Source organism: Rhodanobacter sp. IGA1.0, assembly GCF_040208325.1.
GTDB classification, from domain to species: Bacteria; Pseudomonadota; Gammaproteobacteria; order Xanthomonadales; family Rhodanobacteraceae; genus Rhodanobacter; species Rhodanobacter spathiphylli.
Window position 1 is genome coordinate 2,773,569 of the sequence record NZ_CP157948.1, and the last position, 23,307, is coordinate 2,796,875.

General features: G+C 68.2%; 25 protein-coding genes. 17 read left to right on the forward strand and 8 right to left on the reverse strand.

The genetic code is table 11. From position 1 onward, the window contains the following. Positions 1–38: 38 nt before the first annotated feature. Entirely contained in the window at positions 39–1,361 is a 1,323-nt protein-coding gene (locus ABNK63_RS12565) for a hemolysin family protein (RefSeq protein ID WP_056717061.1), read from the forward strand. Positions 1,362–1,423: 62 nt separating this feature from the next. Here the strand turns inward: ABNK63_RS12565 and ABNK63_RS12570 are convergent, their stop codons facing one another. After that, positions 1,424–2,182, reverse strand: coding sequence for an RNA methyltransferase (locus ABNK63_RS12570; RefSeq protein WP_350017223.1), 759 nt, complete (start codon positions 2,180–2,182; stop codon positions 1,424–1,426). Between the two features lie 113 nt (positions 2,183–2,295). Here ABNK63_RS12570 and ABNK63_RS12575 point away from each other — a divergent pair, with 113 nt between their 5' ends. Further along, positions 2,296–3,099, forward strand: a complete 804-nt coding sequence (locus ABNK63_RS12575; protein WP_350015817.1) for an inositol monophosphatase family protein — start codon at positions 2,296–2,298, stop codon at positions 3,097–3,099. Positions 3,100–3,349: 250 nt separating this feature from the next. Here the strand turns inward: ABNK63_RS12575 and ABNK63_RS12580 are convergent, their stop codons facing one another. Genes ABNK63_RS12580 through ABNK63_RS12595 form a run of 4 tightly spaced genes read right to left on the reverse strand, consistent with a single transcriptional unit; the run spans position 3,350 to position 6,862 of the window. Beyond that, on the reverse strand, positions 3,350–3,970 hold the full coding sequence (locus ABNK63_RS12580; protein WP_350015818.1) for a hypothetical protein: 621 nt from the start codon (positions 3,968–3,970) through the stop codon (positions 3,350–3,352). 18 nt (positions 3,971–3,988) lie between these two features. Continuing rightward, positions 3,989–4,702, reverse strand: a complete 714-nt coding sequence (hda, locus tag ABNK63_RS12585; RefSeq protein WP_350015819.1) for a DnaA regulatory inactivator Hda — start codon at positions 4,700–4,702, stop codon at positions 3,989–3,991. Next, the gene (locus ABNK63_RS12590) at positions 4,699–5,874 is read right to left on the reverse strand and encodes an AI-2E family transporter (protein WP_350015820.1); all 1,176 of its coding nucleotides are present in this window, start codon (positions 5,872–5,874) and stop codon (positions 4,699–4,701) included. The genes hda and ABNK63_RS12590 overlap by 4 nt, the downstream gene beginning before the upstream one ends. A 4-nt stretch (positions 5,875–5,878) precedes the next feature. After that, the gene (locus tag ABNK63_RS12595; protein WP_350015821.1) at positions 5,879–6,862 is read right to left on the reverse strand and encodes a DUF2066 domain-containing protein; all 984 of its coding nucleotides are present in this window, start codon (positions 6,860–6,862) and stop codon (positions 5,879–5,881) included. Between the two features lie 166 nt (positions 6,863–7,028). Between ABNK63_RS12595 and purM the strand changes: the two genes are divergently transcribed. The 3 genes from purM to ABNK63_RS12610 all read left to right on the forward strand — a co-directional run bounded on the left by purM (position 7,029) and on the right by ABNK63_RS12610 (position 9,760). Next, a complete protein-coding gene (purM, locus tag ABNK63_RS12600) occupies positions 7,029–8,057 on the forward strand; it encodes a phosphoribosylformylglycinamidine cyclo-ligase (protein WP_350015822.1) in 1,029 nt (342 codons plus the stop codon). A gap of 5 nt (positions 8,058–8,062) precedes the next feature. After that, entirely contained in the window at positions 8,063–8,728 is a 666-nt protein-coding gene (purN, locus tag ABNK63_RS12605; protein ID WP_350015823.1) for a phosphoribosylglycinamide formyltransferase, read from the forward strand. 324 nt (positions 8,729–9,052) lie between these two features. Further along, positions 9,053–9,760 carry a DUF3108 domain-containing protein gene (locus ABNK63_RS12610; RefSeq protein ID WP_007805724.1) on the forward strand — a complete coding sequence of 236 codons (708 nt, stop codon included), beginning with the start codon at positions 9,053–9,055 and terminating at the stop codon, positions 9,758–9,760. A gap of 348 nt (positions 9,761–10,108) precedes the next feature. On the opposite strand, the gene murA is transcribed toward ABNK63_RS12610, so the two are convergent. Beyond that, a complete protein-coding gene (gene murA, locus ABNK63_RS12615; RefSeq protein ID WP_007805722.1) occupies positions 10,109–11,368 on the reverse strand; it encodes a UDP-N-acetylglucosamine 1-carboxyvinyltransferase in 1,260 nt (419 codons plus the stop codon). A gap of 101 nt (positions 11,369–11,469) precedes the next feature. Then, positions 11,470–11,709, reverse strand: a complete 240-nt coding sequence (locus ABNK63_RS12620; protein ID WP_007805721.1) for a BolA/IbaG family iron-sulfur metabolism protein — start codon at positions 11,707–11,709, stop codon at positions 11,470–11,472. Between the two features lie 208 nt (positions 11,710–11,917). Here ABNK63_RS12620 and ABNK63_RS12625 point away from each other — a divergent pair, with 208 nt between their 5' ends. The 12 genes from ABNK63_RS12625 (at position 11,918) to ptsP (ending at position 22,370) form a co-directional block, all read left to right on the forward strand. Beyond that, positions 11,918–12,928: a KpsF/GutQ family sugar-phosphate isomerase gene (locus ABNK63_RS12625; RefSeq protein WP_007805719.1), complete on the forward strand. Its 1,011-nt coding sequence runs from the start codon at positions 11,918–11,920 to the stop codon at positions 12,926–12,928. Between the two features lie 81 nt (positions 12,929–13,009). Next, a complete protein-coding gene (locus tag ABNK63_RS12630; RefSeq protein WP_350015824.1) occupies positions 13,010–13,561 on the forward strand; it encodes an HAD-IIIA family hydrolase in 552 nt (183 codons plus the stop codon). Next, positions 13,558–14,154, forward strand: coding sequence for an LPS export ABC transporter periplasmic protein LptC (lptC, locus tag ABNK63_RS12635; RefSeq protein ID WP_350015825.1), 597 nt, complete (start codon positions 13,558–13,560; stop codon positions 14,152–14,154). Before ABNK63_RS12630 ends, lptC begins: the two co-directional genes overlap by 4 nt. Then, on the forward strand, positions 14,117–14,710 hold the full coding sequence (gene lptA, locus ABNK63_RS12640) for a lipopolysaccharide transport periplasmic protein LptA (RefSeq protein ID WP_007805715.1): 594 nt from the start codon (positions 14,117–14,119) through the stop codon (positions 14,708–14,710). The genes lptC and lptA overlap by 38 nt, the downstream gene beginning before the upstream one ends. 3 nt (positions 14,711–14,713) lie before the next feature. Continuing rightward, complete coding sequence (gene lptB, locus ABNK63_RS12645) at positions 14,714–15,433, forward strand: LPS export ABC transporter ATP-binding protein (protein ID WP_350015826.1); 720 nt, start codon at positions 14,714–14,716, stop codon at positions 15,431–15,433. Positions 15,434–15,530: 97 nt separating this feature from the next. Then, complete coding sequence (locus ABNK63_RS12650) at positions 15,531–16,988, forward strand: RNA polymerase factor sigma-54 (RefSeq protein ID WP_007805713.1); 1,458 nt, start codon at positions 15,531–15,533, stop codon at positions 16,986–16,988. A 143-nt stretch (positions 16,989–17,131) separates the two neighbouring features. Beyond that, positions 17,132–17,455, forward strand: a complete 324-nt coding sequence (gene raiA / locus ABNK63_RS12655) for a ribosome-associated translation inhibitor RaiA (RefSeq protein WP_007805712.1) — start codon at positions 17,132–17,134, stop codon at positions 17,453–17,455. Between the two features lie 145 nt (positions 17,456–17,600). Next, entirely contained in the window at positions 17,601–18,551 is a 951-nt protein-coding gene (gene hprK / locus ABNK63_RS12660; RefSeq protein ID WP_007805711.1) for an HPr(Ser) kinase/phosphatase, read from the forward strand. Positions 18,552–18,555: 4 nt separating this feature from the next. Continuing rightward, on the forward strand, positions 18,556–19,455 hold the full coding sequence (gene rapZ / locus ABNK63_RS12665) for an RNase adapter RapZ (RefSeq protein ID WP_007805710.1): 900 nt from the start codon (positions 18,556–18,558) through the stop codon (positions 19,453–19,455). Between the two features lie 38 nt (positions 19,456–19,493). Next, a complete protein-coding gene (locus tag ABNK63_RS12670) occupies positions 19,494–19,886 on the forward strand; it encodes a PTS fructose transporter subunit IIA (RefSeq protein ID WP_007805705.1) in 393 nt (130 codons plus the stop codon). 299 nt (positions 19,887–20,185) lie between these two features. Further along, positions 20,186–20,455, forward strand: coding sequence for an HPr family phosphocarrier protein (locus tag ABNK63_RS12675; protein WP_007805703.1), 270 nt, complete (start codon positions 20,186–20,188; stop codon positions 20,453–20,455). Between the two features lie 145 nt (positions 20,456–20,600). Further along, the gene (gene ptsP / locus ABNK63_RS12680) at positions 20,601–22,370 is read left to right on the forward strand and encodes a phosphoenolpyruvate--protein phosphotransferase (RefSeq protein ID WP_350015827.1); all 1,770 of its coding nucleotides are present in this window, start codon (positions 20,601–20,603) and stop codon (positions 22,368–22,370) included. Between the two features lie 39 nt (positions 22,371–22,409). Here ptsP and ABNK63_RS12685 read toward each other — a convergent pair whose 3' ends face one another. After that, the gene (locus tag ABNK63_RS12685) at positions 22,410–23,303 is read right to left on the reverse strand and encodes a LysR family transcriptional regulator (RefSeq protein WP_007805697.1); all 894 of its coding nucleotides are present in this window, start codon (positions 23,301–23,303) and stop codon (positions 22,410–22,412) included. Between the last annotated feature and the right edge of the window lie 4 nt (positions 23,304–23,307).

Sequence of the window (23,307 nt, forward strand, 5' to 3'; positions counted from 1 at the left end):
TACACTGTGCCCATGCACCCTCCCCCATCATCGCCGCGATGCTGACCCAAATCGCGCTCGTCCTCGTCCTGGCCCTGTGCAACGGCTTCTTCGCGCTGTCGGAGATGGCCCTGGTGGCTTCGCGCAAGAGCCGCCTCAAGCAGATGGCCCTGAACAGCCGCAAGGCAGCCGCGGCATTGCGCCACGCCGAGGCGCCCGAGCATTTCCTGTCCACCGTGCAGGTCGGCATCACCCTGGTCATGCTGATCACCGGCGCGATCGCCGGCGACGCGCTGGGCGGCCATATCGCCGCCGCCCTGGAGGGCACGCGCCTGACCTGGTTGCTGCCGTACGCGCGGATCATCGGCATCGTGCTCGGCTTCGTGCTGATCTCGTACATCCAGATCGTGTTCGGCGAACTGGTGCCCAAGCGGCTGGCGCTGGCCTCGCCGGAGAAGGTCGCCTCCTACGTGGCCATCCCGATGCTGGTGCTGTCACGGATCACCGCGCCGTTCGTGTGGCTGCTGAACCATTCCAGCAACCTGCTGCTGCGCATGTTGCGGGTCAACCAGCTCGGTAGCGGCATGGTCACCGAGGAGGAGATCCGCCTGCTGGTGGCCGAGAGCGCCGAACAGGGCGTGCTGGACCCGGATGAGCACAACATGGTGAACCGGGTGCTGCGCCTGGGCGACCGCACGGTGGACAGCGTGATGACCCCGCGCATGCGCATCGCCTGGCTGGACATCGCCGGCACCCGCGAGGAAAACATCGAGGTGCTGCGCGAAACGCCGTATTCGCGCTACCCGGTCTACCGCGGCGACGAGAGCGACGTGGTCGGCGTGGTCGAGGTCAAGCGCCTGCTGCACAGCTTCGCCGAAGGCATGCCGGAACTGTTCGAGCACCTGTCGAAGCCCCTGTTCGTGCCCGCCGCCGCCCGCGCGCTGGACCTGCTGGAGGAATTCCGCGACGCCGAGACGCCGCTGGCGCTGGTGGTCGACGAGTACGGTGACATCGAGGGCGTGGTCACCGTCAACGACCTGCTGGCGGCCGTGGTGGGCGCCAGCCAGATCGGCCACGGTGGCGGCAACGAGGCCAGCCCGATCATGCAGCGCGCCGATGGCAGCTGGCTGATCGACGGCAGCCTGCCCACCGACGACCTGCGCGAACTGCTGCAGATCAGCACGCTGCCGGGCGAGGACGAACATGATTTCCGCACCGTCGCCGGCATGGTGATGACGGCGCTGGGCCACGTGCCGCAGACCGGCGAAGTGTTCGCCTGGCACGGCATCCGCTTCGAGGTGGTCGACCTCGACGGCGCCCGCATCGACAAGCTGCTGGTCACGCCGGCACCGTCGCTGGAACCGTCCGACGACGAGCAGTAAGGCCAAGAGCACCCCACCCCGGCCCTCCCCTGCTGCACAGGGGAGGGATCAAGACAAGCTAGTTACCGATCTTTCGCCAGCCCGGCCATCCGCTGTGCGTCCGCCAGGATGCCGTGCAGCACGCGCAACTCGCGTTCGTCCGGCTGGGCGCGCTGGAACAGCTTGCGCAGGCGCAGCATGATCGTGGTGGGCTCGCGGCCCTTGTGGAATTCGATGTCGTCCAGGGTCTGTCCCAGGTGGCGGTAGAACTGCTCCATCTGCGCGGCGTCGGCCGGCGGCTCGTCGTGCTCGGGCGGTGGTGCGGGCAAGTCGTCGCCCAGCATCGCCAGGCGCACCTCGTAGGCCATCACCTGCACCGCCTGCGACAGGTTCAGTGAACTGAAGTCGTCCACGCTGGGAATCCGCACCATCGCGTGGCAGCGCGCCAGTTCCTCGTTCTCCAGCCCGGTGCGCTCGTTGCCGAACACCAGCGCCACCTGCTCCCCGCGCATCGCCGCCGCCAGCACCTGCTGCGCCGCCTCGCGGGGCGACAGCTCCGGCAGATTGACCCCACGCCGGCGCGCCGACAGGCCCAGCGCCAGGCTGGTGCCGGCCAGGCCATCGACCAGCTCGCGGTGGATGCCGGCCTGTTCCAGCACGTCGTCCGCGCCCGCCGCCAGGGCATTGGCCTCGGGGTCGGGGAAGCGATACGGCGTCACCAGCTCCAGTCGCCGGAAACCCATCGTGCGGATCGCCCGCGCCGCGCTGCCGATATTGCCCGGATGCGAGGTGCGCACCAGCACGTGACGGATGCGGGCGGCGAGGTCGTGGAGATCGGTCATGCGCTGGGTGGATTGGCAGTGCGGGTCGACAAGGATAGTGGACAAGGGCGCCCGGGGCTCGCCTCTGCTAGAATCGCCGGCCGCAAACCCGCTCTCTTCCAAAGTCGATACCCATGGCCAGACCACACGTCACGATCGCGGCGCGCGCCGCGCGTTCAGCAGGCAATGTGATCCTGCGCTACATGAACCGCATCGACGGGCTGAACATCGTCGAGAAGCAGCAGATGGACTTCGTCTCCGAAGTCGACAAGCTGGCCGAGGCGGAAATCATCAAGGAACTGCGCCGCGCCTACCCCGACCACGCAATCCTCGCCGAGGAAAGCGGCGCGATCGGCAAGGGCCCGCTGACCTGGGTGATCGACCCGCTGGACGGCACCCACAACTATCTGCGCGGCATCCCGCACTTCAGCGTCTCCATCGCGCTGCTGGACAAGGGCGTGCCGATCCACGCGGTGGTGTTCGACCCGTTGCGCGACGAGCTGTACACCGCCAGCAAGGGCGACGGCGCCTACCTCAACGACCGCCGCATGCGCGTGGGCAAGCGCGAGAACCTGGGCGGCGCGATGATCGCCACCGGCTTCCCGTACCGCCAGCGCGAGCACCTGGTGCCGCAGCTCGACATGACCCGCGCGATCCTGGGCCAGGCCGAGGACATCCGCCGCTCCGGCTCCGCCGCGCTCGACCTGGCCTACGTGGCCGCCGGTCGCTACGACGGCTACTTCGAGATCGGCCTGAAACCGTGGGACATGGCTGCCGGCGTATTGCTGGTGCATGAAGCGGGCGGGCGCTACTGCGACTTCGCCGGCCGCGACGGCATCCCGGAAAGCGGCAACATCGTCGCCGGCAACCTCAACGTGGCCAAGGCGATGGTCGACGCGATCGGGCAGCAGGCGACGCCGGCACTGCTCAAGGCCTGATGCGTGGCAGCCCGTTGCAATGGAAAGGCGCCTTCGGACGCCTTTTGCTTAGGAATTTCTGTGATGCAAGGAATACTTGCGGCGCGCCGTGCCGGCATGCCCAGCGCAGTTCCTGAAGACTGACCACGACGGCGGCTTTCCCACCGGCAGACATTCCAGAGCACACTGCCGGACGAACGCCTTTGGCTATCGCCAGCCGATCCCGATGAGCCCCCTTGCCACCGATGCACTGAAACCACACTGACCCTGCTCAGCCAGCCGCCTGCCCCACATCGGACTGTTCGTTGCGGCCGTCACGCGCACTGGCTGCATGATGCACCGGAGGACTGGCACAGGACCCGGCATCGAACGAACCTGTCCGGGTCGCCACGATCCCGTCGCGCTCAACGTCTTCCGGCCCGCCTTGCCCTGGAGCGAAGTCGAAGCCGTAACCGTGCCCCGTCAGCCCCACGGCCGACAGCTTCAACTCGACCCAACTGGCATCGTCGGGAGAGCGCTCGAAGGCGAAGGACACCGCGTTTCCATCGCTGGCCGTCGACCAGGTCAGCCAGCGTCGACGCAGAGTATCCGGATCAAACGGTCCGTGCCCACCGGACGTCGTTGCCGCGTCGAGCAGCAGACAGCCATTGACCGGCTCGCGCTCCAGCGACTGGCGCATCCGCCTGCTCCGCTGATTCAGCAAGGGATGTCCGGACAACACCAAGGTCCCGGTACGATCCCATGCCGAGGCTACCGCCGTGCAGGGTCCATGGCAGAAGCGGATGGCATAGACCCCGGTATAGACCGACGGATGTCCGGCCGCGTAGGGTGCCGAAGCCACCCACTGCAGCACGCCGGACACGATCACGGACAGCAACGTAATACCGGCCATCGCCGAACTCCTGATCCATCAGCTTTCGGGCAACGAGGCCCCAGTGTCGCGCAGAAACCCGCGCAGGAACGGCACGGTGATCCGCCGCTGCGCCGCCAGCGAGGCCTGATCCAGCTTGTCGAGCAGGTCGAGCAGCGCACCGAGGTCGCGCGCGTAGCGGGCGAACAGCCAGTCCAGCACGCTGTCGTCCAGTTCGATGCCGCGCGACGCGGCTTGCGCTTTCAGCACCATGCGGCGTTCGTCGTCGTCCAGCGGTTTCAGCGCGAACTGGGTGCAGGCACCGAGGCGCGAGCGCAGGTCGGGCAGTTCGATGCCGAGCCGGGTGGGCGTGGCGTCGGCGGCGAACAGCAGGGCGCTGCCTTCGGCGCGGGCGCGGTTGTAGAGATCGAACAGGGCGTGTTCCGCGTCGCGGTTGCCGGCGATGGCGCCCAGGTCGTCCAGCGCCAGCAGTTCGCTGCCGGCGACGCCGCGCAAGGCCGCGGCGTGGTCGGCGATCGTCGCCAGCGGCAGGTATTGCACGCGCCGTTCGGCGGCGATGGCGGCCTGGCAGGCGGCCATCAGCAGATGGCTGCGGCCGCTGCCGCTGGCGCCGTGCAGGTAAACCCACGGTGCACCGGGCTGCAGCGCCAGCGCCTGCACCGCGGCCAGTGCGGCGGCATTCGCGCCGGCGTGGAAATGTTCGAAGCGCTGCCGACGCGGCCAGCGCAGCGCGAGCGGCAACTGCGGGATCATGGCGTGGACGAGTCGACCGGCGATGCCACGTCGACCGCGGAAGCCTCGACCTCACCACCGCGGTGCACGGCCACATCCACCTCGGTGATCACCGGATCGTCCGGCCCTTCCTCGTTGTACAGCTCGCTCATCCGGTAGCGTTCGATCAGATAGCGCAGCAGCACCATGATCACCGACGCCGCCGGCAGTGCCAGCAGCACGCCGAGGAAACCGAACAGGTAGCCGCCGGCCAGCACCGCGAACATCACCGCCACCGGGTGCAGGCCGATCTTGTCGCCGACCAGCTTGGGCACCAGCACATAGCCTTCCAGCAACTGACCGACCGCGAACACGCCGCAGACCAGCAGCACGTGGGTCCAGTCGCCGTACTGCACCAGCGCGGCGATGATCGCCGCCACGAAGCCGATGATGAAACCCAAGTACGGCACGAAGCTGAGCAGGCCGGCGACCATGCCGATCAGCAGGCCCACCTGCAGCCCGACCATGCCCAGGCCGGCGCCGTAGAAGACGCCCAGCGCCAGCATCACCAGCAACTGGCCGCGCACGAAGGCGCCGAGGATCTTGTCCGACTCGCTGGCCAGGTGCGCGATGGTGGGCTGGATCGAGCGCGGCAGCATGCCGTCGATCTTCGCCACCAGCCGATCCCAGTCGCGCAGCAGGTAGAACGCCACCACCGGGATCAGCACCAGGTTGGTCAGCGCCATGGCGATGCCCAGGCCCGAACGCGAGACCTTGCCGATCACCGCGGTGGCGACGCCGCCGATCGAGCCGATGTGTTCCTTGATCGCCGTCAGCATCCGGTCGCTGTCGAAGGTGTGCGGGTCCAGGTGCAGTCGCGCCTGCAGCCACGGCCACACGGTGTTCTGCGCCCAGTCGCCGTAGCGCGGCAGGTTGCCGACCAGGTTCTCGACCTGGCGCGCGACCAGCGGGATCAGCAGCAGCAGCACGCCGACCACCGCCACCAGGATCACCACGAACACGATCGTGGCGGCCCACATCCGGTTGAGGCCGAGCCGCTCCAGCCGGTCGGCCAGCGGATCGCCCAGATAGGCCAGCATCGCGGCCACCGCGAACGGCATCAGCACCGGCGCCAGCAGCCACATCAGGTAGCCGATCACCAGCACGATCGCCAGCAGCTGCCAGCGCCGCGAAATGTCCCTGTCCTGATTCATCTTGTCACCGCAGCCAGCGCAGGTTCGCATCGGCACCCGGGTGCGGTTCGCCCTGCAGCAGCAGGTGGCCGCCCGCGGCGAGGTTGGCGGCCAGCGCGCTGATCGGGACCGCCGCCTTGATGTCCAGCAGCACGGCATCGTTCTGCGCGCCCAGGGTCAGCACCTGTTTCACCGTCGGGTCGTCCTGCAGGGTCGAGATCAGCCTTGCGTAATCCATCGCGCTGTCCAGACCACTGACCCACAGCTTGCCCTCGCTGGGGCCGGCGCCAATCACGTTGAGCTGCTTGCCCAGCCGGTCGACCAGGCCGTTGCCGGCATCGCCCAGCAGGTTGTCCGCGCTCGCGCCCTGCGCAGTCCAGTGCTGGGCCTGACCGCCGGAAATCAGCGTCCAGTCCGCGCTGTTGCCGGCGAGCTTGCCCAGCAGGACCAGGCCGGTGCGGTACTGCTGGTTGACCCCGGCCAGTGCAACAGGGTCGGCGGCGGCGATCTTCGCCGGATCAGGCGCGCTGGCCGCATCGGGATACACCACGTTGATGCCGCGCGCGTTGGCACTGGTCGCCAGGCTGGCCAGTGCCGTCTGGTCGAGCAGATGACCGTTGCCGTCCTGCACCAGCAACAGCACGGGCGGCTTGATGCCCGCACTTTGCACGCCCAGCTTCGAGACCAGCCGGCGCACCGAACCGGGCTCGAAATCCACGTTCAGGATCAGCCCGGTGGCGGCGCGCTGGTACTGGAATTTCTGCACCATGGAGGTGGCCTTGCCCAGGGCATCGGCGTAACCGGCGTTGCTGCGCAGGTCCTGCCCGCCGGCGACCCGCGTCAGCACCTGGGCCAGCGCGGTGGAGAACGCCTGGTCGCGCTGGGCGTCGCTGGTGTCGGCCACCGGCACCACCACCGAATACGGCGAGCCGGCGAGCTGGGCATGCAGGGACGGCAAGGCGGCAAAAGCCAGCAGCAAGGTGAGCATCAGCAGGCGGGACAGGCGCATGGGGCAGGCATCTTCTTGGAGAAATCTCCCGGGAAGTCTGCCCAATAGTGTCCCCAGCGTCCATCGCGGCGGTGTCGAAGCCGGCGAAGGCGAACGGCACCGGCGCCACAAGCTGGTAAACTTGCGCGTTTCACCCACGCCGCAGATCCTGACCAAGGTGCTCGCCATGTCTGACGCCCTCACCTACCGCGCCGCCGGCGTCGACATCGATGCCGGCAATGCGCTGGTCGAACGCATCAAGCCGCTGGTCAAGCGCACCCTGCGCCCCGAGGTCATGGGCGGGCTGGGCGGCTTCGGCGGCCTGTTCGACCTTTCCGGCCGCTACAGGGAACCGGTGCTGGTCTCCGGCACCGACGGCGTGGGCACCAAGCTGAAGCTGGCGCAGATGCTGAACCGCCACGACACGATCGGCATCGACCTGGTCGGCATGTGCGTCAACGACGTACTGGTGCAGGGCGCCGAGCCGCTGTTCTTCCTCGACTACTTCGCCACCGGCAAGCTGGACGTTGACACCGCCGCGGCCGTGGTCGGCGGCATCGCCACCGGCTGCGAACTGGCCGGCTGTGCCCTGATCGGCGGCGAGACCGCCGAGATGCCGGACATGTATCCGCCGGGCGAATACGACCTGGCCGGCTTCACCGTGGCCGCGGTCGAAAAGTCGCAGATGCTGACCGGCGACGCGATCGTGGCCGGCGACGTGGTGCTGGGCGTGGCCTCCAGCGGCCCGCATTCGAACGGTTACTCGCTGGTGCGCAAGATCCTCGATCGGGCGGGCAGCCCGCTGGATCTCGACCTCGGCGGCGTGAAGCTGGTCGACGCGCTGATGGCACCGACCACGATCTACGTCAAGCCGATGCTGGAATTGCTGAAGAATGAAACCGTCCACGGCATGGCCCACATCACCGGTGGCGGCCTGAAGGAAAACATCATCCGCGTGGTGCCGGATGGCCTCGGCATTGCACTGGATGCCTCCGCGATCGTGCTGCCGCCGGTATTCGACTGGCTGATGCGCGAAGGCAACGTGGCGCGCGAGGAAATGTGGCGCACGTTCAACTGCGGCGTCGGCTTCACCGTGATCCTGCCGCGCGATGCGGTGGCAGGCGCGTCCGCGCTGCTGGCCACGCACGGCCTGGCCAGCTCGGTGATCGGCGAGATCGTGCCCGCGCAGGGCGACGAGCGCGTGCATATCGGCTGATCCGTTTGGCCTCCGTACCCGCCAAGGTCGCCGTGCTCGCCTCCGGGCGCGGCAGCAATCTCGCCGCCCTGCTCGACGCGCGTGCGCGCGGCGAACTGCCGGTCGACTTCGTGCTGGTGGGCAGCGACAAGGCCACCGCCGGCGCGCTGCGGCTGGCCGAAGCCGCCGGCATCGCCACCCTGGCCCTGGACCCGCGCAGCTACGCGGATCGGCGCGCGTTCGATCTCGACCTGTTCGAACGCATCACCGACAGCGGCGCCGAATGGCTGGTGCTGGCCGGCTTCATGCGCATCCTCGACGGCGAGGCGCTGCGACCGTGGGCGGGGCGCATCATCAACATCCATCCCTCATTGCTGCCGAAATACCGGGGCCTGCATACGCATCGTCGCGCGCTGGAAGCCGGTGACGCCGAGCATGGCGCCAGCGTGCATTTCGTCACTGCCGAGCTGGACGGCGGCCCGGTGATCGCCCAGGCGCGCCTGCCGATCGTGGCCGATGACGACGAGCAGTCGCTGGCCCAGCGGTTGCTGCCACTGGAACACCGCCTGCTGCCGGCGGTGCTGGCCGAACTGGCCGGCGGCCGGCTGCAATGGGATGGCCACGGCCCACGCTTCGACGGCCGGCCGCTGTCGATGCCACTGCAGCTGGGCACACACGGGCTGCAGCCTTAAGGCGACGCTGATCAAGTATCGCCGCCGTCATGATGACTGGAAGGCCCGCAGGTGATGTTGCGTGGCGCCGGCAAGACTGGCCGTCTTGCCAAGCTGCGCGGCATCGGCTGCGGGCCTTCCAGTCATCACCTCATCATTTCAAATTCAAGAAGTTGAGGCCCACCCTCTCTGTCCGCATACCTTCGGTCCGTCGTCTCGACAGACGGCCAGTCTGCCTTCGCCGACGGCCCTGTGGTCTGCGAACAGAGAGGGTGGGTGACGGTGGTGATACTTGATCAGCGTCGCCTTAAAGCAGGTTCAGCCCTGCCTGCGCAGACTCGGCGCATGACTATCCGATCCCTGCTCGCTCCCCTGCTCGGCCTTGGCCTGCTGTTCGGCAGCCACGCCGCCGCAGCCACCCAACCCCAGGCCTTCACCGCCACCTATGACGTGCTGCAAGGTGGCCAGCCCATGGGCGTCGCCACGATCCGGTTGCACGCGGCCGGCGACGGCCAGTGGATCTACAGCAAGGACGTCAAGGGCACCGGCGGACTGGCCGCCCTGCTCGGCGCCAGTGTCAGCGAAACCTCGCGTTTCCGCTGGAAAGGCGACGTGCCCGAGGCGATCAGCTACGACTACCTGATGCAGGCTGCGGTAAAGCAGAAGCAGCGCCACTTGGTGGTGGACTGGGCGAACAAGCAGGTCAGTGTCGACGAGGGCAAGGGCGCACAGAGCTATCCCGCCAGTCCCGGCATGGTCGAGCGCAACACCCTGGCGCTGGCGCTGGGGTTGGCGCTGCGCGACGGCAAGCAGCAGATCGCCCTGCCAGTGGCGGTACGCCAGGAAGTGCAGACGCAAAACTTCAAGGTCAGCGGCAAGGAAACCGTCAAGGTACCCGCCGGCAGCTTCGACGCCGAGCGCATCGATCGCACCGACGCCGACCGCGGCTTCAGCGCCTGGTACGCCCCCGACCGCTACCCGCTGCCGGTGAAACTGGCCCAGCACGACGGCGGCGACCTGGTGCTGGAGCTGGTGAGCTACCAGGCCGAGTAAGAGCCCAAGCCCGGCAATCCCGCCGTCCCGGCAAACCCGCCGTCCCGGCAAACCCGTAAGCCCCGAGAGCACCTTGATCCCTCCCCCTGCTCGCAGGGGGAGGAAGGGAGGGGGTAGCTCAGGCCCTCGCGGAAAATGAGCGGAACCCGCGGGGGCAGCCCAGCCCCTCGCGGAATCGGCGGAACCAGCGGGGGTAGTCCAAGCCCTCGCGGAAAACGGGCGAAACCAGCGGGCAAGCCCAGCCCCTCGCAGAAGACGGGCGCAAGGAGCAGGTAGCCCAGCCCCTTGCCGAAGATCAAGAGCACCCCACCCCGGCCCTCCCCTGCTGCGCAGGGGAGGGAGCAAACCTCAGTTCGGCAGACGCCGGATCTTCGCGCCAAGCACGCCGAGCTTCTCCTCGATGTTCTCGTAGCCGCGATCGATGTGGTAGACGCGGTCGACGGTGGTGTCGCCCTTGGCCACCAGGCCGGCCAGCACCAGGCAGGCCGAGGCGCGCAGGTCGGTGGCCATGATCGGCGCGCCGCTCATCCGGGACACGCCCTGGATCACGGCGGTGTTGCCTTCGAGCTGGATGTTCGCACCCAGCCTCTGCAATTCCTGCGCATGCATGAAACGGTTCTCGAACACCGTCTCGGTCACCACGCCGGTGCCTTCGGCCACGCAGTTGAGCGCGGTGAACTGCGCCTGCATGTCGGTGGGGAACGCGGGGTATGGCGCGGTGCTGATGTTGACCGCCTTTGGCCGACGACCGCCCATGTCCAGCTCGATCCAGTCGTCGCCGGTGGAGATGTGCGCCCCGGTCTCTTCCAGCTTGGCCAGCACGGCCTCCAGCGAGCTCGCCCGGGCATGGCGGGCACGCACCTTGCCGCCGGTCATCGCCGCGCCGACCAGGTAAGTGCCGGTTTCGATGCGGTCGGGCAGCACGTCGTGCTGGGCGCCGTGCAGTCGTTCGACGCCATGGATCACCATGGTCGAGGTGCCCACGCCCTCGATCTGCGCGCCCATCGCGATCAGGCAGTGCGCCAGGTCCACCACTTCCGGCTCCTGCGCCGCGTTCTCGATCACCGTGGTGCCCTGCGCCAGCGTGGCAGCCATCATGATGTTCTCGGTGCCGGTGACGGTGACCATGTCCATCACCACTCGCGCACCCTTCAAGCGCGACGCCTTGGCCTTGATGTAGCCGTTTTCCACCGTGATCTCGGCGCCCAGCGCCTGCAGGCCGCGGATGTGCTGGTCGACCGGGCGCGAGCCGATCGCGCAGCCGCCGGGCAGCGAGACTTCGGCCTGGCCGAAGCGCGCCACCAACGGCCCCAGCACCAGGATCGAGGCGCGCATCGTGCGCACCAGGTCGTAGGGCGCCACGCAGGTGCTGGTGGTGCGCGGGTCGACGTGCATCTTCATGCGGTCATCGAGCACCAGTCGCACGCCCATCTGGCCGAGCAGTTCGATGAAGGTGGTGACGTCATGCAGGTGCGGCACGTTGCCGATGCTCACCGGCTCGTCGGCCAGCAGGCACGCGGCGAGGATGGGCAGCACGGCGTTCTTGGCGCCGGAAATGGCAACCTCGCCGTTGAGTGGCGTGCCGCCGCTGATCAGGATTTTGGCCATGGGTGCAGGGAATCGGGAATGGAGAATCGGGAATGGGAAATCGGAGGAGCCGAGGTCGGGCGCGGAACTGGGCGGAATGGCTTTTGACCATTCCCCGTTCCCTATTCCCTGTTCCCGGCTTCTTCCGGAGTCAGTGTCTTTAGCGCCAGCGCGTGGATCGCACCGCCCATCAGCTCGCCCAGCGTGGCGTACACCAGCCGATGCCGGGCCAGCGGCAGCTTGCCGCCGAACTGGCTGGCCACCACGGTGGCCTCGAAATGCACGCCATCGGCGCCGCTGACCTCCGCCTTCGCACCGGGCAGGCCCTGTTCGATCATCGCCTGGATGCGGCTGGAGTCCATCGGGTAGTGTTCCATGAGGTGGTCGGGCCAGCCGGAAGGCGGATTCCCGCTGGACCGGAATCCTTTGTGCTGGCTTATGACGTTAAAATGGGAAGATGCCATGGTAATGGAAATACGCTGGCGCAGAAATGACGAGGGTTCGGCGGCAGGCGGAACCGGCCCGCTTCCCATCGCCCTCCGTGTCCCCGCCACCCTTGCCTGAGCCCCCATGAACGCACGCACCGCCCCACCCCTCCCGACCTCGCTGGATGCCGACCTGGTCACCCGCAGCGCGCGCACGGTGGTCGCCACCGAGGCGGCCGCCGCGCTGGCCCTGGAATCGCGGATCGGGCCGGAATTCGTCGAGGCCTGCCGGCTGATCCTGGGCTGCAAGGGTCGCGTCGTGGTCAGCGGCATGGGCAAGTCCGGCCATATCGGGCGCAAGGTCGCCGCCACCCTGGCCTCCACCGGCACCCCGGCATTCTTCGTGCATCCGGGCGAGGCAAGCCATGGCGACCTCGGCATGATCCTGCCGCAGGACGTGGTGCTGGCGCTGTCCTATTCCGGCGAGACCGACGAGCTGCTGCTGATCCTGCCGGTGATCAAGCGCCAGGGCATCCCGCTGATCGCGATCACCGGACGCCCCACCTCCTCGCTGGCCACCCAGGCCGACGTGCACCTGGACGGCAGCATCTCCAGCGAAGCCTGCCCGCTGGGCCTGGCGCCGACCACCAGCACCACGGTGGCGCTGGTATGGGGTGACGCGCTGGCGATCGCCCTGCTCGAGGCGCGCGGCTTCACCTCGGACGACTTCGCCCGCTCGCACCCGGCCGGTGCGCTGGGCCGCCGCCTGCTGTTGCACATCAGCGACGTGATGCATACCGGCGACGACGTGCCAAGGGTTTCGCCGGACGCCGGCATCACCGCCGCGCTGGTCGAGATGACCCGCAAGCACCTGGGCATGACCGCCGTGGTCGACGCCGATCAGCGCCTGCTGGGCGTGTTCACCGACGGCGACCTGCGCCGCGCGCTGGACGACGAAGGCGTGGACCTGCGCGGAGCCACCGTAGCCGAACTGATGACCCGCGGCCCGAAAACCATCGGCGCCGACAAGCTGGCGGCCGAGGCGGCGCAGCTGATGGAGAAGTACCAGATCCACGCCCTGCTGGTGGTCGACGACGAACAGCGCGTGGTCGGCGCGCTGAACATTCATGATCTGCTGCGGGCGCGTGTGGTCTGATCCCGACTCTGATTTGTCTCGACAAATCAGAAAAATCAGGCAACCCCGCTCTTGACCCTTTCCCACCACGCACCCGAAGCCGTGCCTACTTCCTCTTACCTCGCCAATATCCCCCCTGACCTGCTCACCCGCGCCGCGAACATCCGCCTGGCCGTGTTCGACGTGGACGGCACGCTGACCGACGGTCGCCTGTGGTACGGCGAGGACGGCCGCGAAACCAAGGTCTTCCACGTGCATGACGGCCTGGGCCTGAAACGGCTGCAGGCGAACGGCGTGCAGGTGGCCATCATCACGGCACGCATCAGCCACCCGGTGGCGCTGCGCGCCGAGGAGCTGGGCATCAGCCACGTCTACCAGGGCCAGGGCGACAAGCGCGGCTGCCTGCAGCAATTGCTCGACGCCCTGCAGCTGACGCCCGGACAGGCCGCCTTCGTCGGCGACGACCTGCCCGACCTGCCGCCGATGCGCATCGCCGGGCTGGCCGTGGCGGTGGCCAACGCCCATCCCTGGGTCGCCGAGGCGGCCCACTGGCAGACCACCCGCAGCGGCGGCATGGGTGCGGCGCGCGAGGCCTGCGACCTGATCCTGCACGCCCAGGGCAAGAGCGACGCCGAACGGGAGCGCTGGCAGTGAGCCTGCGCCTGTGGCTGCGCGACCGGCGCCTGCCGGCCGCGACCATCGCCATCGCGCTGGCCGCCGGCGTCGCCCAGATGCTGCTGTGGTGGTTCGGTCCGGCGCCCAGGACCAACGACTTCGTGGGCCCGCCCCGCTCGGGCTACACCCTGACCGACGCCCGCATGACCGAGTTCAACGCCGAGGGGCAGCCCAGTTTCCACTTGCAGTCGCCGCACCTGGAACGCCGCGAGGGCGACGATTCGCTGTACCTGAATTCACCCACCTTCCAGCTGCCGGCAAACCAGGCCGGCGTACCCGACTGGCAAGGCAAGTCGCTGTATGGCTGGGTCAACAAGAGCGGCACCGAGCTGAAACTGCAAGGCCCGGTGGACATGCACCGGGCGGCCTTCCGCGATGCGCCCGCCGCGCAGATCCAGACCGCCGACATCACTGCCTGGCCGAAACAGAATCGGCTGGAAACCGCCGCACCCGCCCGAATGGTGCAGGGCGGCACTAGAATCAGCGGTATCGGCATGCGCGCCGACCTGAATGACAAACACCTGGAGCTGCTCGATGACGTTCATGCCACCTTCCCGCCGCGCAAGCGCTAGGTTCGCGCTCGGCATTGCCGCCCTTGGCCTGCTGGCGGCCCAGCCCGCCCTGGCCAAGAAGAGCGACCGCCAGCAGGAAATGCACGTGGGCGCGAAGCATTTCGACGGTTTCCAGAAGCCCAACAGCGTCAGCACGCTGAGCGGCAGCGTGGTGATCACCCAGGGCACCCTGAAAGCCACCGGGGCGCAGGCCAAGGTGTATTTCGACGGCGACAGCCAGATCAGCCGCGTGGTGATCACCGGCAGCCCGGCCCATCTCGAACAGCTGGACGAGAACAACAACCTGGTGCTGGGCGACGCTGCCACGCTCGACTACGACAACCTCAAGGGCATTGCCGTACTCAGCGGCAACGCCTCGATCACCCAGAAGGGGCGTGGCGACGCCCACGGCGACAAGCTCACCTACAACACCGAGACCAGCCAGATGACCGGCGAAAGCAACGGCGACGGCCTGGTCCACATGACCTTCAAGCCCAAGGCGAAACCTGCCGGAGACACGGCGCCAGCCGCATCCTCGAGCGCACCGGCCAAGCCGGCCACGCAGGGACAGCCGTAACCGATGCTCTCCGCCGAAGGTCTGCAAAAGAGTTTCAAGTCGCGCCAGGTCGTGCGCGAATTCGGTTTCTCGATCCGCGAGGGCGAAGTGGTCGGCCTGCTCGGCCCCAACGGCGCGGGCAAGACCACCTGCTTCTACATGGTGGTGGGACTGATCGAGGCCGACGCGGGCAGCATCAAGCTGGACAAGCTCGACATCACCGGCCTGCCGATGCATGCGCGCGCCAAGCTCGGCATCGGCTACCTGCCGCAGGAAGCGTCGGTGTTCCGCCGGCTCAGCGTGTCCGACAACATCATGGCGGTGCTGGAGTTGCGCGACGGCCTGACCACGCAGCAGCGCGAGACCGAGCTGGAAAACCTGCTGGACGAACTGAAGATCGCCCACATCGCCGAACAGAAGGGCATCAGCCTGTCCGGCGGCGAGCGGCGCCGGGTGGAAATCGCACGGGCGCTGGCGGCCAACCCCCGCTACATGCTGCTGGACGAACCGTTCGCCGGCGTGGACCCGATCTCCGTGGGCGAGATCCAGCGCATCGTGCGCCACCTCAAGGAGCGCGGCATCGGCGTGCTGATCACCGACCACAACGTGCGCGAGACCCTGGGCATCTGCGACCGCGCCTACATCCTCAACGAGGGCGAAGTGCTGTCGCGCGGCACGCCGGCGCACATCCTGGCCGACGACAAGGTGCGCGAGGTGTACCTGGGTCGCGAGTTCCGGCTCTGAACAAGCTGTCGCGACACCATCGTCCGCCTGGCCCGGGCTATGGCCGCCCGCGCGGGCTCGGGGTACGATGGTGGCGTTATCTTTCGACCCGGCTGGCATGAAACCCGCACTGCAGTTTCGCCTCCACCAGCAGCTGACGCTGACGCCGCAATTGCAGCAGGCCATACGCCTGCTGCAGCTGTCGCAACTGGAGCTGGAGACCGAGCTGCGGCAGATCGCCGAAAGCAATCCGCTGCTGGAATTCGCCGAGGAGATCGAGGACGAGGAAGCCCCCGAGGTCAGCGAGGCCGAATTCGACTACCCCAGCGTCGAGGCCGTGTCCGCGGCCGGCAGCAACGACGAAAGCGAAAACAGCGAATGGGCTGACGGCGGCGGCGCAGCGGAAGCGCCCATCGACTTCTCGGCCAGCAGCTCGGGGAGCAGCTCCGGCTCGCGTGGCGACGACGACTTCGAGCCGCAGAGCGTGGCGCCGGAAACCCTGCAGCAACACCTGCTGTGGCAGCTCAACCTGGCCTCGTTCAACCCGCGCCAGCACCTGATCGCCACGGTGCTGATCGATGCGCTGAACCCCGCCGGCTACCTGGCCGAGGGCCTCGATGCGGTCATCGCCGCCCTGCCCGCCGGTTTCGATGCCAGCATGATCGAGATCGAGACCGTGCGTCGCCAGTTGCAGGGCTTCGATCCCACCGGCGTGGCCAGCCTCGACCTGCGCGACTGCCTGCGCGTGCAACTGGAACAGTTCGATGCCGCGACCCCGCAGCGCGAACTGGCGCTGCAGATCGTGGACAGCGAGCTGGACCTGCTGGCCCGCAACGACATCGCCCGGCTGGCCCGGCGGCTGCGCGCCAGCGAGGACGACGTGGCCGAGGCGGCCGTACTGATCCGCAGCCTGGACCCCCGACCCGGCGCGGCCCTGGACACCACCCCGGTGGAATACGTGGCGCCGGACGTCTACGCCCTGCGCGACGGCACCCGCTGGCGGGTCAGCCTGAATGCCGACGCGCAGCCGCGGCTGGGCCTCAACCAGCATTACTGCGGGCTGATCGCCAAGGCGCGCGGCGAGGATGCCAGCTGGATGCGCGGCCAGCTGCAGGAGGCGCGCTGGCTGATCAAGAGCCTGGAATCGCGCGCCGAGACGCTGCTGAAAGTGGCCGACGCGATCGTGCGGCGGCAAAGCGCCTTCCTCGACTACGGCCCCGAGGCGATGCACCCGCTGGTGTTGCGCGAGGTGGCCGAGGAAGTCGGCATGCACGAATCGACCATCTCCCGGGTCACCACGCGCAAGTACCTGCACACCCCGCGCGGCACCTTCGAGCTGAAATACTTCTTTTCCAGCGGCGTATCCACCGAGGACGGCGGCAGCGCCTCGGCCACCGCCATCCAGGCCATGCTGCGCAAACTCATCGACGCCGAAGACGTGCGCAAGCCGTTGTCCGACCTCGCCATCGCAGAGGAGCTCAAGCGCAAGGGCATCCAGGTTGCCCGCCGCACCGTCGCCAAGTACCGGGAAGGCCTGCGCATCCCCACCTCCAGCGAGCGCCAGCGCGCGGGCTGAACCATCTCCGTCGCGGGAACTTGGTTAACGAAAATTCGCTCCCATACCTGTTACAGAATGACTGACGATGTGTCGGCGCCCGTGGCCCGACGCGTCCACCCCGCCGCGACAACGCGGCACTGCACCACCAGAGGAGGCGACCCATGCAATTCCAACTCAGCGGCCAGCAGATTGAAGTCACCCCGGCCTTGCGCGACCACGCCACGGCCAAGCTCGACCGCCTCACTCGCCTCGACGACAAGCTGATGAGCCTGGCGATCGTGCTTTCGGTCGACAAGCTCCAGCAGCGCGCCGATGGCACGCTCAACGCGGTCGGCGCCACGTTGCATGCCGAAGCCACCGAGGCCGACATGTATGCCTCGATCGACGTGCTGTTCGACAAGCTGGTCGCCCAGCTGCGCAAGCACCGCGAGAAAATCGCCGACAAGCACCAACGCGAAGCGCGCGAGGAGCGCCAGTACGGCTGATCCCGTCGCTTGAACACTACCCGGAACGGCCCGCCTCGCGCGGGCCGTTTCCTTTTCTGAACACGTACCACCGTCCAAGCTGGCACAATGGCCGCGTCGCCGCGAAGCCCCGCCGGGCAACGACACGCGGCGCAGAGGACTGAGCTTGGACCGGATCAGCGCACGACAACTCTTCGACGGCGTCCACGAACGCATGGCCTTGCGCTGGGTGTCGGGCATGCGTGGCGAATCGCGCGTGCTGGAGCCGGGCGTGGCGCAGTCGCGGCGGCCTTCGCTGATCGGCTATCTCAACGTGATCTACCCGAACAAGGTGCAGATCATCGGCTCGGAGGAGCTGAACTTCCTCGACGGGCTGGACTCGCGCCAGCGCTGGGAGGTGATGCACAAGATCGCCGCCTACCAGCCGGTGGCACTGATCGTGACCAAGGACCAGCCGATCCCCGCCGACCTGCGCGAGGTGGCCGAGGAAACCGGCACGCCGCTGTGGACCAGTTCCAAGCGCGGCCACGAGCTGCTGACCTACCTGCAGTACCACCTGGCGCGCATGCTGGCGGCGAAGATCACCCTGCATGGCGTGTTCATGGAAGTCTTCTCGATCGGCGTGCTGATCACCGGCGAAGCCGGCTCGGGCAAGAGCGAGCTGGCGCTGGAGCTGATCAGCCGCGGTCACCGGCTGGTCGCCGACGACGCCACCGAGTTCACCCTGATCGCGCCGGACGTGATCGACGGCACCTGCCCCGACCTGCTGCAGGACCTGCTGGAAGTGCGCGGGCTGGGCGTGCTCAACGTGCGCGAGATGTTCGGCCACATGTCGGTAAAGACGTCCAAATACCTGCGCCTGGTGATCCACCTGAAGCCGCTGCGCGACGGCGAGGACATCGATGCGCTGACCCGTCTGACCGGCGACATCGGCCACCGCGAGGTGTTCGACGTGCAGGTGCCGATGATCACCCTGCCGGTCGCCTCGGGCCGCAACCTCGCCGTGCTGGTCGAGGCCGCCGTGCGCAGCCATGCGCTGAAGAGCAAGGGCATCGATCCGGCGCAGACCTTCATTGACCGCCAGGCGCACCAGTTGCGGCGGCTGCCTCCATGGTGAACGCATGAACGGAAACACTCCCCTGCTCAATCCGCAGGTCGACCCCAGCGAGATCCACCTGATCGTGCTCACCGGCATGTCCGGTGGTGGCAAGACAGTGGCGCTGCGCGCGATGGAGGACCTCGAGTTCTACTGCGTCGACAACCTGCCATCGGCCCTGCTGCCGCAGCTGGTCAACGCGGTGATCCATGGCAGCAGCAAGCACCGGCGCATCGCGGTGGGCGTGGACGTGCGCAATCGCGGCACCGACTTCGCCAACATGCCGACCGTGCTGTCCGAGCTGGCCGCCGCCGGCGTGCAGGTGCACCTGGTGTTCCTTGACTGCCGCGACGAGGTGCTGATCAAGCGCTACTCGGAAACCCGCCGCCGCCATCCGCTGGCCACCCGCGGCGTGTCGCTGGCCGACGCAATCGTCGAGGAGCGCCGATTGCTGCGCCCGCTGATGGCGATTGCCGAGAAGGTGATCGACTCCAGCGAACTCAACGTGCACCAGTTGCGCCGCCTGGTGGCCACCGGCTACGCCCAGGCCACCGAAGGGCTGACCCTGATGTTCCAGTCGTTCGCGTTCAAGCGCGGACTGCCGCTGGACGCCGATTTCGTGTTCGACGCGCGCTGCCTGCCCAATCCGCACTGGCAGGCCCACCTGCGTCCGCTGTCGGGCAAGGACGCGCCGGTGCGCGAGTTCCTCGAAGCCGAACCCCTGGTCGGCGAATACTTCGCCGACACCGCGCGCTGGCTGGATGCCTGGCTACCCCGCTTCGAACAGGACGACCGCAGCTACGTGACCATCTCGATCGGTTGCACCGGCGGCCGTCACCGCTCGGTGTACCTGGTCGAAAAGCTCGCCGCCCATTATCGTGACCGCCGTGAAGGCGTGCTCGCCTTCCATCGCGAGCTGGAGTGAACCGGCATGACTTCGGCAATCCTCAGGAAGCAGCAGCCATGAGCGTGGGCGTGCTGCTGATGACCCACGAAGCGGTCGGTCACGCGATCATTTCGGCGGCGCACCACGTGATGCCGAAACTGCCCTTGCGGGTGGACGCGGTGGAGGTGCCACCCAACGCCGATCCCGACGTGATGCGCACGCTCACCGCCCACCACGCGCGAGAACTCGACCACGGCGACGGCGTGCTGATCCTTGCCGACCTGTACGGCGCCACGCCGTGCAACATCGGGCTGTCGCTGGGCGCGCTGGGCGTGCGCCTGCGCTGCGTTTCCGGACTCAATCTGCCGATGCTGCTGCGCGTACTCAACTATGCGGAAAAGCCGCTGGACGAACTGGCCGAGATCGCGGCCAGCGGTGGCCGCGGGGGAATTTTCATCGACCATGCCTGACCTCAAGGATGCCCTGATCCATTCCACGCAGGCGTCACCGGCTCTGTCTGCCCGCAGGTTCGCGGTGCGTCGACGACGCCAGGCCGGCCGCCTGTCGAGGAGGCGCGCCGCGGAGATGCGGGCAGACAGAGCCGGCCCCCACCGGCTGACAAATAATGACGGGGTGATGTCCAGAAGGCCCGCAGCCGGCAGCGCGCGGCTTGCCAAGGCGGCCGGCCTTGGCTGCGCCACGCGCCACCATCTGCGAACCTTCTGGACATCATGCCGCCTGTGCGGAATGGATCAGGGCATCCTTTCTCATGCTTGAACAAGAAGTCGTCATCTCCAACAAACTCGGGCTGCACGCCCGCGCCTCGGCCAAGCTGGTACAGCTGGTGCAGGGTTTCAAGTCCACCGTGTGGCTGGTCAGCAAGGGCCGCGAGGTCAACGCCCAGAGCATCATGGGCGTGATGATGCTGGCCGCCGGCCTGGGCAGCCCGCTGATCATCCGCGCCGAGGGCCCCGACGAGGAACCTGCACTCGCCGCCGTGGTCGAGCTGTTCGAGCGCAAGTTCGACGAGGGAGCGTAGTGATGCAGGGAATCGGGAGTCGGGAATCGGGAATCGGCAAGGCCGGCTGCACCAGATTGACGGTGCATCGCCGGCCTGCGCGCGCCCAGCTCCGGTCCATGCCCCATTCCCCATTCCCCATTCCCGGCTCCGCAGGGAGCCGAGCGTGAGACACCTCCTTCCCGGCACCGTCGCCGCCCACGGCATGGCGCTTGGCCGCGCGCGGCTGGTGCAGCCCAGTCGTTACGCGGTCGACAACCGGCCGCTGGGCGAGGACGAAATCGAGGGCGAACTGGAACACCTGCACCGCGCGCTCGACACGGCGCGGCAGGAACTGCGCGAACTGCGCAACCGGCTACACGGCGCGCTGGCCCGCGAGGTCAACGAATTCATCGACGCGCACAGCCTGCTGCTGGACGACGCCGAACTGCTGCGCGGGCTGGACGACCTGGTCCGGATCGGCCACTACCGCGCCGGCGCCGCGCTGAAGAAGCAGCGCGATCGCCTGTCCGCCGTGTTCGAGGCGATGGACGATCCCTACCTGCGCAGCCGCAAGGAAGACGTCGAGCAGGTGATCAACCGGGTGATCTCCGCGCTGCAGCGGCAGACCAGCCCGGAAGAGCGCAAGCTGGCCGCCCGCGTGGGCGAGATCCTGGTGGCCGATTCGATCGCGCCGGGCGACATGGCGCAGCTGGCCGGCAACGGCCTGCTCGGCGTGGTCGCCAGCTCCGGCAGCGCCTATTCGCACAGCGCCATCCTGGCGCGCAGCCTGGGCCTGCCGATGCTGGTGGGCACCCGCGATGCGCTGTCCAACATCCACGACGACGACCTGATCCTGCTCGACGCCGAAGGCGGCGAGGCGATCGTCCATCCGACCGCGCAGGACCTGTCGCGCTACCGCGCCTGGCAGCGCGAGGCGGCCATCGAGGGGCGCCGCCTGGCCAAGCTGGCCAACGCGCCCACCCGCACCCGCGACGGCGTCGAGATCGCCCTGCTGGCCAATGCCGAAACGCCATCGGACGTGGCCATGGCCCGCGCCCGCGGCGCCGATGGCGTGGGCCTGTACCGCACCGAATTCCTGTTCCTCAAGCACAAGGGGCTGCCCTCGGAAGACGAGCAGTTCATCGCCTACCGCGACCTGGTGATGGGCATGGGCGGCCTGCCCGTCACCATCCGCACGCTGGACCTGGGCGCCGACAAGGCCGACGCCGCCGGGCTCAGCCTCCGCGGCGAGGACAACCCCGCGCTGGGCGTGCGCGGCGTGCGCCTGTCGCTGCGCTATCCCGCGGTGTTCACCACGCAGATCCGCGCGATCCTGCGCGCCGCCTGCTACGGTCCGGTGCGCGTGCTGGTGCCGATGGTGACCCAGCCCGACGAACTGATCGCGGTGCGCACGCTGTTCAAGCTGGCGCGCCAGGACCTGAAGCGCGAGAACATCGACCTGCCCGAGAAACTGCCGCTGGGCGCGATGATCGAGGTCCCTGCGGCGGCGATCAACGTGCGCGCCCTGCTGGAGCACGCCGACTTCCTCGCCATCGGCACCAACGACCTGGCCCAGTACGTGCTGGCCGCCGACCGCGGCAACGACGCGCTGGAGAACATCTACAACCCGCTGCAGCCGGCGCTGCTGCGACTGATCTCGCACGTGCTCGGCGCCGGCCGCCGCGCGAAGAAACCGGTCAGCCTGTGCGGCGAGATCGCCGGCGACGTGAACTTCACCGCGCTGCTGCTGTTGCTGGGCCTCAACGAATTCAGCATGCACCCGGCGCAGATCCTGCAGGTGCGCGACCGCCTCGCCACGCTCGACCACGCCAGCCTGCGCCGCAACCTGGCCCGCCTGCTGCGGGCCCACACCCACGAGCAGGCCGAAGCGATGCTGCGCGAAATCCTGGACCATTCGCAGGAGCCGGCGCTCCCTGCCAGCGCTTCCACCTGAGTCATCGCGGGTTTCCGGCCGGGCAACACGGCATGGGCTTCAGGCGCCGCGCCGGAAGCCGATGCTGTCGAGAAACGCATCCAGCAACGCACCCCGATATTTCTGCCGGTGCAGCAGCAGCGAGAGCCGGCGTTGCAGATCCAGGAACGGCGTCTTCAGCGCCTTCAGCCGTCCGGTCGCCAGGGCATCGGTCACCGCCACCGAAGGCAGGCAGGCGATGCCCAGGCCGGCGACCACGGCCTGCTTGATCGCCTCGATCTGGTCCAGCTCCAGCACCGTCTCGCCCGGCGGCAGCTGTGACAGCACCCGCTCGCTGGTGGCACGGGTGGCCGAACCGGGCTCGCGCAGCACCCAGCGGGCGCCGGCGAAATCCGCCGGCTTCAGACCCCGCTTGCGCGCCAGCGGATGCTCCGGCGGCGCGCACACCACCAGCGAGTCGTCGCGCCAGGGCCGCACTTCCAGCAGCGGATGGGCCACCGGGCCCTCGACGCAGCTGATGTCCAGGCTGTGCTCCAGCATGCCTGCGGTGATCGTCTCGGTGTTGGCCACGCGCAGCCGGATCGCCACCTGTGGATGCGCACGCACGAAGCCGCCCAGCAATTCACCCACCAGATAATTGCCCACCGTGTTGCTGGCGCCGATGCGCAGCTCGCCGCCCAGTTCGGCGCCGTCCTCGCGGCCGCGGCGACCGAACTCGGCGTGGCGCTCCAGCAGTTCCTGCGCCAGCGGCAACAGCTCGCGACCACGGGCGTTGAGGTGCAAGCGGCCGCGCTCGCGGTCGAACACCGGCCCGTCCAGCTGTCGCTCCATCTCGGCCAGCGCCATGCTGGCCGCCGGCTGGGTGAGGTGCAGGCGTTCGGCGGCGGCACGCACGCTGCCGAGCAGCGCGATCTGCACGAACACGTCCATCTGTCGCGGGCTGATGTTGATCATCAGC

What these genes read in the sequence shown, in the direction of transcription:
- raiA (WP_007805712.1), top strand. Translation starts at nt 17,132, where the DNA reads ATGCAATTCCAACTCAGCGGCCAGCAGATTGAAGTCACCCCGGCCTTG.
- ABNK63_RS12595 (WP_350015821.1), bottom strand. Translation starts at nt 6,862, where the DNA reads ATGCGCCTGTCCCGCCTGCTGATGCTCACCTTGCTGCTGGCTTTTGCC.
- ABNK63_RS12570 (WP_350017223.1), bottom strand. Translation starts at nt 2,182, where the DNA reads ATGACCGATCTCCACGACCTCGCCGCCCGCATCCGTCACGTGCTGGTG.
- ABNK63_RS12575 (WP_350015817.1), top strand. Translation starts at nt 2,296, where the DNA reads ATGGCCAGACCACACGTCACGATCGCGGCGCGCGCCGCGCGTTCAGCA.
- ABNK63_RS12620 (WP_007805721.1), bottom strand. Translation starts at nt 11,709, where the DNA reads ATGGACTCCAGCCGCATCCAGGCGATGATCGAACAGGGCCTGCCCGGT.
- ABNK63_RS12670 (WP_007805705.1), top strand. Translation starts at nt 19,494, where the DNA reads ATGAGCGTGGGCGTGCTGCTGATGACCCACGAAGCGGTCGGTCACGCG.
- hda (WP_350015819.1), bottom strand. Translation starts at nt 4,702, where the DNA reads ATGATCCCGCAGTTGCCGCTCGCGCTGCGCTGGCCGCGTCGGCAGCGC.
- lptA (WP_007805715.1), top strand. Translation starts at nt 14,117, where the DNA reads ATGACGTTCATGCCACCTTCCCGCCGCGCAAGCGCTAGGTTCGCGCTC.
- ABNK63_RS12565 (WP_056717061.1), top strand. Translation starts at nt 39, where the DNA reads ATGCTGACCCAAATCGCGCTCGTCCTCGTCCTGGCCCTGTGCAACGGC.
- lptB (WP_350015826.1), top strand. Translation starts at nt 14,714, where the DNA reads ATGCTCTCCGCCGAAGGTCTGCAAAAGAGTTTCAAGTCGCGCCAGGTC.
- ABNK63_RS12580 (WP_350015818.1), bottom strand. Translation starts at nt 3,970, where the DNA reads ATGGCCGGTATTACGTTGCTGTCCGTGATCGTGTCCGGCGTGCTGCAG.
- ABNK63_RS12625 (WP_007805719.1), top strand. Translation starts at nt 11,918, where the DNA reads ATGAACGCACGCACCGCCCCACCCCTCCCGACCTCGCTGGATGCCGAC.
- ABNK63_RS12590 (WP_350015820.1), bottom strand. Translation starts at nt 5,874, where the DNA reads ATGAATCAGGACAGGGACATTTCGCGGCGCTGGCAGCTGCTGGCGATC.
- ABNK63_RS12610 (WP_007805724.1), top strand. Translation starts at nt 9,053, where the DNA reads ATGACTATCCGATCCCTGCTCGCTCCCCTGCTCGGCCTTGGCCTGCTG.
- ABNK63_RS12650 (WP_007805713.1), top strand. Translation starts at nt 15,531, where the DNA reads ATGAAACCCGCACTGCAGTTTCGCCTCCACCAGCAGCTGACGCTGACG.
- rapZ (WP_007805710.1), top strand. Translation starts at nt 18,556, where the DNA reads ATGAACGGAAACACTCCCCTGCTCAATCCGCAGGTCGACCCCAGCGAG.
- ABNK63_RS12685 (WP_007805697.1), bottom strand. Translation starts at nt 23,303, where the DNA reads ATGATCAACATCAGCCCGCGACAGATGGACGTGTTCGTGCAGATCGCG.
- purM (WP_350015822.1), top strand. Translation starts at nt 7,029, where the DNA reads ATGTCTGACGCCCTCACCTACCGCGCCGCCGGCGTCGACATCGATGCC.
- ABNK63_RS12675 (WP_007805703.1), top strand. Translation starts at nt 20,186, where the DNA reads ATGCTTGAACAAGAAGTCGTCATCTCCAACAAACTCGGGCTGCACGCC.
- murA (WP_007805722.1), bottom strand. Translation starts at nt 11,368, where the DNA reads ATGGCCAAAATCCTGATCAGCGGCGGCACGCCACTCAACGGCGAGGTT.